Source organism: Mitsuokella jalaludinii DSM 13811 (assembly GCF_000702905.1).
Lineage (GTDB): Bacteria > Bacillota > Negativicutes > Selenomonadales > Selenomonadaceae > Mitsuokella > Mitsuokella jalaludinii.
The window spans coordinates 1-9,831 of record NZ_JNKR01000036.1 but is presented as its reverse complement, the minus strand read 5'-3'; the positions used below and the strand labels follow the sequence as shown (position 1 = coordinate 9,831).

General features: G+C 41.7%; 11 protein-coding genes. 9 read left to right on the top strand and 2 right to left on the bottom strand.

From position 1 onward, the window contains the following. Positions 1 to 140, bottom strand: a 140-nt coding sequence (locus T518_RS11675; RefSeq protein ID WP_155948166.1) for a helix-turn-helix domain-containing protein, incomplete at its 3' end; no start/stop codon positions are given. 287 nt (positions 141 to 427) lie between these two features. On the opposite strand from T518_RS11675, the gene T518_RS10510 reads away from it, so the two are divergent. The 9 genes from T518_RS10510 (at position 428) to T518_RS10470 (ending at position 9,544) form a co-directional block, all read left to right on the top strand. Beyond that, the gene (locus tag T518_RS10510) at positions 428 to 2,770 is read left to right on the top strand and encodes an ATP-binding protein (protein ID WP_162177247.1); all 2,343 of its coding nucleotides are present in this window, start codon (positions 428 to 430) and stop codon (positions 2,768 to 2,770) included. A 41-nt stretch (positions 2,771 to 2,811) separates the two neighbouring features. Then, positions 2,812 to 3,411 (top strand): hypothetical protein, encoded by a 600-nt coding sequence (locus T518_RS10505; protein ID WP_036378738.1) that lies wholly within the window; start codon positions 2,812 to 2,814, stop codon positions 3,409 to 3,411. A 3-nt stretch (positions 3,412 to 3,414) separates the two neighbouring features. After that, positions 3,415 to 3,873, top strand: coding sequence for a hypothetical protein (locus T518_RS10500; protein ID WP_036378736.1), 459 nt, complete (start codon positions 3,415 to 3,417; stop codon positions 3,871 to 3,873). Positions 3,874 to 3,875: 2 nt separating this feature from the next. After that, positions 3,876 to 5,498, top strand: coding sequence for a dynamin family protein (locus T518_RS10495; RefSeq protein WP_036378734.1), 1,623 nt, complete (start codon positions 3,876 to 3,878; stop codon positions 5,496 to 5,498). A 7-nt stretch (positions 5,499 to 5,505) separates the two neighbouring features. Then, on the top strand, positions 5,506 to 6,432 hold the full coding sequence (locus tag T518_RS10490; RefSeq protein WP_051652310.1) for a DapH/DapD/GlmU-related protein: 927 nt from the start codon (positions 5,506 to 5,508) through the stop codon (positions 6,430 to 6,432). Between the two features lie 113 nt (positions 6,433 to 6,545). Beyond that, on the top strand, positions 6,546 to 7,148 hold the full coding sequence (locus T518_RS10485) for a hypothetical protein (RefSeq protein ID WP_036378732.1): 603 nt from the start codon (positions 6,546 to 6,548) through the stop codon (positions 7,146 to 7,148). A 1-nt stretch (position 7,149) separates the two neighbouring features. After that, positions 7,150 to 8,457, top strand: coding sequence for a radical SAM/SPASM domain-containing protein (locus T518_RS10480; protein ID WP_036378731.1), 1,308 nt, complete (start codon positions 7,150 to 7,152; stop codon positions 8,455 to 8,457). Between the two features lie 9 nt (positions 8,458 to 8,466). Further along, a complete protein-coding gene (locus T518_RS10475) occupies positions 8,467 to 9,036 on the top strand; it encodes a hypothetical protein (RefSeq protein WP_036378730.1) in 570 nt (189 codons plus the stop codon). Between the two features lie 325 nt (positions 9,037 to 9,361). Continuing rightward, on the top strand, positions 9,362 to 9,544 hold the full coding sequence (locus T518_RS10470) for a hypothetical protein (RefSeq protein ID WP_248617195.1): 183 nt from the start codon (positions 9,362 to 9,364) through the stop codon (positions 9,542 to 9,544). A gap of 9 nt (positions 9,545 to 9,553) precedes the next feature. Here T518_RS10470 and T518_RS10465 read toward each other — a convergent pair. After that, positions 9,554 to 9,831 (bottom strand): transposase (locus T518_RS10465; protein ID WP_036378728.1); only part of this gene is annotated, 278 nt, incomplete at its 5' end.

The window sequence follows — 9,831 nt, the reverse complement described above, 5'->3', positions numbered from 1 at the left end:
GCATTGCGGAGAAGCTCACGCGAGATGGTCGACTTGCTCCGGTTCAGCAGATGGGCAATCTCCGTGATGGATTTGCCCTCAGCAAGAAAAAAGAGTATCTTTTCTCGCTCAAATGGTGTAAGATGTGTGTAGTGGCACATAGGCTCTCCTTTCGTTATAGGTAGTTCTCTTCAAACACCATTATAGCAAAGAAGTCTATGTGTCGTTTTAATTTGGTTGTCTAGAAGCTATTGCACTTAGATTGTAAATCCATCGACTAAATGGCGATTCACTAGATAAAAAAATCTTCTGTGATAGCAAAACCTATGAAAGTGCCGGTGTCATAGTAGGTATCCCCGGCGAAAACAATAACGATGCCAACGGAACTAAAGGATTTCAGGGTATCGATCGTTTGATAAATAGCATGACCGGAAAAAAATGGCGACTGATGGTTGTTGCAGAACCGATGCCCAAGGATGAAATTATTCGGTTGCAACAGGAAATTTACAGTGTTTACAATTTAGTTGCTCCATGGGCAAAAAACCAGATACAAATGGCCTCCAATCAAGGACAATCCGATACATCGGGAATAAGCAAAAGCAGCGCAAAGTCGGCATCCTTTTCAAAAACAAAGGGCGATACCCGTGGTTCAAGTCATGGTAGTAGCGAAAGTAGCACCAATAGTGGACACAGCTATTCGGAAACTACCGGCGAAAATACATCTAGAACTGATACGGTAAACAGCGGAAAAACGAAAAGTAGCGGTAGTTCGCACTCTTTTACTTCGGAATTTGTCAATAAAAATGCGCAGGAAGTATTAAAATACATTGATGAGCAGTTGCTAGTTCGTATAAGGCAAGGCTTTAGCCGCGGACTATATAAGAGTTCAATATATTACATGGCAGAAAAACCGGCAGTTGCAGAACAGTTAAAAGTCGGCATACTCAGTCTATTTCAAGGAGAAGCATCCGCTTATAGTCCCCTTACTGCATACGAGATTGATATTTCTCAAGGCATTGGTGTTCTAAACGCATTTCAAAATACTTTCTCGCATGGAATGGGTTTGAGACCAGAACAGCGTCTTATGCTCTCGCGTCCGTACAACATCGATGCAAACTATGACTGGTTGTTTACATATCTTACGGCACAGGAAGTCAGCCTCATAGCCGGATTGCCGCAGAAAGAGGTTCCTGGTATAGCTCTTTCCGAGGGAGTCGATTTTGGTCTCAATGCGCCCAAACAGGGTGGAATAAATTTGGGAAATATGGTGCAAAAAGGGCGCATATTGAAAACGATGCCCTTTTGGTTGCCGAATGATGCTTTGCAAAAACATATTTTTGTTGCCGGTGTGACCGGAAGCGGAAAAACCACAACTTGTCATAAGCTGTTAAAGGAAGCAGCCGTGCCATTCTTCGTGATAGAACCTGCAAAAACAGAATATCGCACACTATTAAACTCTAAATCTTTCAGCGGATGTATTGTTTTTACGGTAGGAGATGAGAATGTAGCTCCGTTAAGATTTAATCCCTTTGAGGTAGTGAAAGGTGAAAATTTATCCGCACATATTGATATGCTAAAAGCAACTTTTACCACGGCGTTTCCCATGGAGGCATCAATGCCTCAATTGGTCGAAGAAGCAATTTATAAATGTTATGAGGATAAAGGATTCGATGTGGATAATTTTGACTCCGAGGAAATAAGTTCGAAGCATTCCTTCCCAATCCTTAGTGATTTTCTAACGGCACTCACCGCTGTGGTTAAGCAAAAAAAATTCGATCATCGACTAGAAAATGATTATATCGGCAGTTTGGTCAGCCGCTTTTCTAATTTGCGGAAAGGCGCAAAAGGAAGGATGCTAAATACGGCTCATTCCGTCGATTTTTTTGATTTGATTGAGCGTAATGTGGTCATAGAACTTGAAAATCTAAAGTCTGCCGAGGACAAAGCTTTGGTTATGGGGCTATTACTGTCACGCCTTTATGCTACGATACGATATAAACATAAGAAGGACAAAGAATTTAGGCACATAACATTGGTGGAGGAGGCGCATCGTTTACTTTCTAAAGTGGAATACGGTGACAGCGGATCGAAAAAAGGCGCAGTAGAGATATTCAGTGATCTTTTGGCCGAGGTGAGAAAATACGGCGAAGGGCTCATTATCGTCGATCAAATTCCAAACAAGTTGGCAGTTGAAACGATAAAAAACACCAATACAAAAATTATACATAAAATTTTGGCTCGTGATGATAAGGAAACTGTTGGCGACACTATGCTCATGAACGATAAACAAAAGGAATATTTGTCCGCTTTAAATACAGGTGAGGCTGTAGTTTTCACCGAGGGACTAAAAAAGCCCGTTCATGTGGCAATAGAGCGCATCACCGACACAAATGAAGAAGAGCCTCCCGATGATTTAGTGCGAAATAAATTTAGCGATTATCGCAGTCGCAGTAAAGTTTGGAAGATCTATATTGAGGGTGAGGTTTGTAAATTATTCGGCAGAAAGTTTTATCGTTTAATTTCCGAAGTACTCAAAAAAGATACCGCTGAGGAACCTATCTCCGCAAATGATGAAGCGATTTTGTCATTTAAAGAAGAGTTGCTAAAATATGTACATGAAAATGCTGCTGGTAGCGATACCGATAAATTGGATTTAGAAATGGTGCTAAATTATCTTATTACGGATATAAACAAGGAAAAGCTCTTGTCCAATGATTACGGCAAAAGATTTTCACACTATGTGATGTCCTTGTTTGGCAATGAACCGCCGTTGGAAAAAAACAAAGATTGAATTTAGGTAATGTAGTGTTATAAAGAAAGGATTTGGTGTAAATGTTTGAATTATTGGCTGCCGCAGCGGCACTCCTCCCCACGATTTTGGAGGTAACCGTTAATCTGGTTATTTTTGCCGCCATCGTGACTAAGGCTTTACAGGCATTGGGGATAATCGGACCCGATGAGAATGCCAAGGAATTGGGTGACAAGGCTATCCAAGCCGAAGAAGAAGGTATTACGCCCGAAAACTATGACTCCTATGAAGAGTACATGGATGCAGTGAGAAAATTTGAACTTGATCCCGAAAAGTCAGAGCAGATTGAGGATGAAGATAAACTAAAAAAAGGAACGGAGATTTTTACAACAGTTATGGTCGACAGACTGGGAAAGGTTTCTGCCGAGGATTTGCTGGTTGTTATGGCGAAAAATCCGATGTATTTTGAAAACAGAATGCCTTTGCTTATGGAAAAATTGAAAGACACTCCCGAAAAATTGAAAGACATCACTGATTTTATGCAGGGCAGACACTACAGCCCTGAAAAAGACGATGAAGTTGCTTCCGTACTGTACGATGTCGAGAAAAAAGTTAATCCCGATGCCACCATGGAAGGTATGCTGCGGGATTTGAAAGAAATTGAAAAAAGAGGGGGGCGGTGATTCATGCTCTTTTACTTGGTGATATGCCGTACGGTTTTTTATGTGTTCGAAAAAAACGGCGATGCCTTTGATGTGGTACATATCGATGGCAACCCCTATACAAAATATAATCTTCCCACCATTCGGGATGATATACTCTCCCTGACGCAAAGTCTGACAGATATTTATAATCTTGAATCGAGCGACGATTTAAAGTTTGTCGTTGTGGAAAATATCGATCGAGTAAGAAACCTCGGCGTGAGTAAAACATTAGGAGATAAGATTGAGCGTACCATACCAATAATGACGCTAATTTCTCAATACATAGCCAACCAGGGGGATGAGGACATTAACCGTTACGGCATAAATTACGATGGAGATACTTACATGTCAAATACCGGTGGTGTAACAAAACATGACTATAGTCTGCTTGGGATTCGGATAGAAGTAGGTTCCATGATAAATTTTGTTGAGAGGGTATGAATATGGATAAAAAAGTCTGCGCCAAATGTGGAGCGGAAAATGCGGCAACCCGTTACTTTTGTGGGATGTGCGGATCTTTTCTTAACATGGACGATTATGAGGAGTCTCACTATCTCGCTCATCAATTAAAGCTTGTACGTATTGCCGATAATCTTCGCCATATGAGTCTTAAAGAGAGCATTCCTGATGAGCTCTACGAACATTACGCTGAAAAAATGGAGCGTTATGAGGCTATTTACAACTTACCGGAGTTTCCGCGTAATAAACAGCTAATCGGAAAAATAAAGGATTTTTTGGAGTTGTGCCGTCACCCTGAGTTTCAGATAGCATTCGTGGGAACTATCAAAACAGGTAAATCTACCCTTATTAATGCTCTTTTGGGCGATAATTATGCTTCAATGGCCGTTACGCCGGAAACTGCCGCCTTAACGAAATTCCGCTATAGCCCTAAAGATTATGTGCAAGTTGAATTTTACTCGGCGGCAGAGTGGAAAAAACTGTGGGCATCCAGAAATAATGCTGAGAAGTTTATGGAAGAATATAATAAACTTCACGCCGATGACCACAAAGATTTATGGGTGGGACATCCTCTCGAACATAAAGAACTGGCTAGAGAAGAAGTCAAAGACGAGCTTACAAAATGGTCATCCTCTCAAAGCCCGGAGCACTACTTTGTTAAAGAAATTGAGGTGGGCATATCGACGCTGCCTCATGATTTTCCACCTCAGGTAGTCTTTGTGGATACGCCAGGACTGTTCGATCCCGTGGTATATCGTTCAAAAATTACGCAAGATTATATTCGCAAAGCCCATGCGGTATTTGTTTGCGTCGATGCCCAAAAAGTAAGTCAGCCGGAAATAGAAATCATTGCATCAGTTTTTGCTCTCTCCTCCAACAACAAAGAAAAAGTTCACATTATTGCCACGCATTGGGATAAATTAAATAATCCTGAGGAGGATTGGAAAGAGCAAAAAGACTATTTGGTTAGACAACTTACCGGAAAAGGATTTTTCCCCGATAACCAAACGGCATCGGAAAATATTATTCCTACTGCTGCGTATATTCACAACCTGTGCCGAGATTACGATATCATTGACAATAAGGATCGTAAGTCATTGAAGAAATTTGCCATCGATTTCGATTACGATGCTGATAAACCTTCTGATCGAGAATGTATGACGGAAAAAGCCAACATCCACACAGTGTACCGAATTATCAAGGAAAAACTCGCTGATAATTATCGCCGTTTTCTAAGTGAGGATATAAAGAACAAATACTTGACCATTCATCACGATTTAGCAAGAATAGCCGAGGATATGCATAAGGAGGCAACAGATCTTTTGCAAGCCTCTGAGAGTTCCCTTGATGAGTTCAAGCAAAAAGCCGAGCAAAAACGCCAAGATGTTGAGGAGATTGCCAAAGTAACCGGGCAACTCAATAAAATCATGGACGATGTTGAGACGGCAACAGCACGTCAGATGGAAGAAATTTGTGGGAAACTCCGACTTAAAGTCAATCCTTCTTATGTCCGTGCCAATGCCAAGCAAAGCAAGTCAAATTTGCGCTCGGCTAAGGAAAAGGTAAAAAAGGCCGGCAAGAACTTTTGGCCATTTGGTAGAAGGTAGAAGGGAATTGAGCAACTTGAACATTAAAAATCTCGCCGATTGTGCCAACTTGACTCTTAGCAATGAAAGCGATTGGGAAATATCCGGCTTGCGTTATGCCGCCGATGCCGATTTACACGATATAGCTTTGGCTAAAAATGTTACGGAAATAAAGAACACCCGTGCACGGGTTGTATTGACCGAGCCAATCGTGCTAAATACCGATAAAATACTGCTTTATTGCGGATATGGAGAGCGTTACCCAGCTATGGAAAAGGTGGCAGCTATTCTATATTCGAAGGAAAATGAACAGTTGGACATAAATGCCAAAGACGGGTATTATATCGCATCCGATGCAATAATTGGCGCAAACAGTCATATTTCACCGTTTGTTACCATAGGAAGCGGTGTCACGATAGGAGAAAACACACTCATTGAACCTAATGTCACTATAGGAAACGGCTCATCCATAGGCGATAATTGTGTAATCCATTCAGGTGCGAGAATAGGTGCGGACAGTTTTTTGCACTATCTGTATAAGGGAAAACCCCGATGTTTTCACGGAGTTGGGCATACCGTCATAGGCAAAAATGTCAGTATTGGTTATAATTCGGTGGTGCAACGAGGAACACTCGCTGATACCGTCATAGGTGATGATGTTTTGATCGGTAATCTGACGGTCATCGCCCATGATGTGCGTATTGGAGGAGGTTCGCGAGTGGTGTGTCAATCGGGACTGGCCGGAGGCGCAACTTTGGGAAAGAATGTACTGATATTGGCGCAATCCGGTGTGGTTGATTATGTTGTTGTGGGCGATAATAGTATGGTAATGGCTAAATCGGTAGCCACCAAGGATGTTCCTCCCCGAAAAAAAATATCGGGGACACATGGCAGAGAGCATCGTCAGGAGTTAAAATTTCAGGCACGTCTACGCCAAAAATACGGGAGGGAATAAGTATGGGATGTTGTATAGCTGATTGCTGCGTGATAGACTGCGGTTTTTGCTGTGTACTCGATTTTTGTAGCGATTCGCCCTGCGGTTATCATCCGCGAGTAGAAGACCACACAGTGGCTACGACCATAAATACGTCAAATGAGCTTGCCGATATGCGCGAGAAAGCCGATAAGGAAGGACGTAAAATTGGGGACGAGGCATTTGAGTATATAAATGTCTATATGACTCAGTTTATAAACCACTTAGAAAAAATTAATGATGGTGTGTACGGCGGAAAAAAGTTGAACATTGATATGGACAATGTACGCCACGATATTGAGGAACTGAAAAACACAGTAAAAAATTATATTGGAGACAAGATAAACACTCGATTGGTCAAGACGGATCCCGAGCTTGCCCTTATTTTGGAAGAACGCAACGATACCAAACGTAAGAGCCGTTTCGACGAATTTTACGCCAAGGTTCACAGAGATGCCGTAAGGTCATTGATTGATGATATTCAAGATATAATAGCTGGCGAATTTGTTATTGTGGAAAAGCAAATCAGAAGTCGGATAACAGAAGTAAACGAAAGTATGCAACAGGCTCAAAAAGAGTATGAAGAAGCCGGTAAACTTATGGAGCAGGAAGGCAATAAGATTGCCGATAAGAAAACCACCTATATGTACCAAATTGCGGTGGCTGATCTCTTGTCCGATGAATTAAAGCGGGAATAATATGAATATCATTATTGGTGGCAACGAAAAAATAATAGCATATGTTGATGCGGCAGACAGCAAAGACAAGGCCGCATCAACCCTTAAACCGTCTCGATTTAATTATGCGCATGAAGCGAACGGGGGATTTATAGTTTACAATACATTGTACAATGCCTTGATTCGTTTGACGGCGTTCGAATATAAAAAACTTAACGGTCAAGCAAAAATCGGCAAGATAATGCGCAAAACATTTGTAGAAAATGGGCTTCTCGTGCGAGAGAGTACCGATGAATTAAAAAAATTTCTTGGTTGGTCGCTAAAACAAAGGAAACTCTATAAGCCGTACCTTTCTCTCAACATCACCACCACCATGAAATGTAACGCTCATTGCTCATATTGTTATGAAAAAGGTGTCAGCAGACAGGATTTCTTGCCAAGAGAAATAAATCACTTGCTAAAATTTATCGAACGGCGAGTGACTAAGGATGAAACTTTGGTGCTTAATTGGTTTGGCGGCGAACCGTTGCTTAATCAGAATATGATAGAACAAGTAACTGATGCGCTAAAAAAATCAAAGATAAATTTCGCGTCATATATAATTACCAATGGTAGCTTAATAAATAAAACCATGGTAACACGTAAGTACAAAAAGTGGAAAGTGCGCGACGTTCAAATTACATTGGACGGCAAGGCTGAGACTTATGCAAACCGGAAAAATTATCAACCTCAGATAAAAGACGTATTTGACAAAATTTTGACCAACATCGAATTGCTTGCTCAAAACATGATACGAGTTCATATTCGCTTAAATGTTGATAGGGAGAATATGGAAGAAATCTTAGCTGTTCAGAGTATGTTGGATGAGCGGTTTCGTGATTTTGAGGATGTAACATATTATCCGGCATTTCTGACTGGGGTAGGGCTGGACTTAACAGAAAATGAAAAATTAGAATTTCTAAGAAGAATGATTGCTCAGTGCCACGACCCCAAAAACATGAATATGGCACGTCGTTTTTTTTCCATGCCTAAATATCATCCGTGTATGCGAAATGATATGCGTTCTTTTTCCGTTGATACCAAGGGCAACATTTATGCCTGTGAACACTTTGTGGGGCGAAAAGAGTATTCTTTCTCCAACTTATCAAATTATGATGAATCGTTTAATGCCGACAGATATAAACTGAGGATAGCGGCTACCTGTAAAAGCTGTGTCTTTTTACCCAAATGTATGGGAGGCTGTGCGGCAAATCGGCTGTCGGGCGATGAACCCTGTATGATAGAAAAATACCTGTTGCAAGGTTACATTGCTCATTTGGCAGAGTTGTAGGAGGTTGGCATGGGGAAATTATTGTCTTTTTTGGGCATAGCTTCTGCTGAGGATATTGCATCCTTAAAAGAAGATATAAATAAAAGCACTGCACATTCCATAAGCGATTGCCTTAGGTTAATGTTCGACAAACAGCACGAGATATTGCAAAAGGTTGCAGGATCTTATCATGATGATTTTCAAAAGGTCTCTGACGTGCTGTCGGAAGTAGTCAGCACACAGCAGGAAATTGTCAACGATATGAAAGTGCTAACTGCTTCGGTCGACAAAATTCTCGTTGGGTTAGAAAATAATCAAAGCGTGATTAGGGGTAATATAGACACTCTATCGGTTGATATTTCGAGGGCTAATGAAAATCTGATAAAACGTGGAGATGTTCTAGCTGATCTGTTACAGAAGATTATTTCCAGTAACAAACACCTGACACAAAAAGCAGAAGATAACGAGACGGCATTAACCGAATTGCTGAATAACCATGTATCGCAAAAGGACATTTTACTTTTGGAAGATGGCGTAAGGATGCTTTTGGCTGCAAGTTTGATGGAGGATGTGGATAATGTACTTAATGCAAAAGAATAGATTTGGGGCGTTATCATGGAAGAGATAGCTAACGGCGGTAAACTCAAGGGACACTACCAAAATTTCTTTTACTGACGCGGCATTGTCAGTGTTTGGCATGTGGGAAGTTTGAGTTGCAATTCAAGGGGCGCGCCGCTTGTTCCTCCGACGGGCAAAAGGATGCTGCCAGCAAGTATTCTTGATCGTACCATATGTTTTAAGAATAGCAAATGATTTTCGATAAGCATTTCACATGAAATGCTTATTTTGCTATGATAAGGGAAAACAAGGAAATCTAGGGTGCCGCGGCTGGCGGCACTGGATATACGAGAAAGAAGGAATCATCATGGAAAAACAGACAGCAGGTCGCAAGGCATTGGGCGATTTTGCACCGCAGTTCGCGGCGCTCAACGATGATGTGCTCTTTGGCGAGGTGTGGGCTAAGGAAGATGAGCTCTCGCCGAAGCTTCGCAGCATCGCGACGGGTAGTGTCAAGATTCTTTCGCAAATTCATTTCATCCGCCAGTAAATATCGGCATCAGATGTATGGATTTTCCTCGTCAGCTGGCTGCTCAATTTCCATCTTGAATAGATGCTCCATGTCCATATAGCGTTTTGAGCCCCATTCTGAGGCGGCAACATGGCGAAGTCTGGCACAGACGAGCATCAGCGCACTGTTGCCATCAGGAAATGCACCAATGGCCCTTGTACGGCGGCGTATCTCGCGATTTACTCGTTCCGTCAAGTTATTCGTGCGGATCCGACTCCAATGCTCAGTAGGAAAATCCATGTAAGTCAAAGTTTCGCCAACGCTTT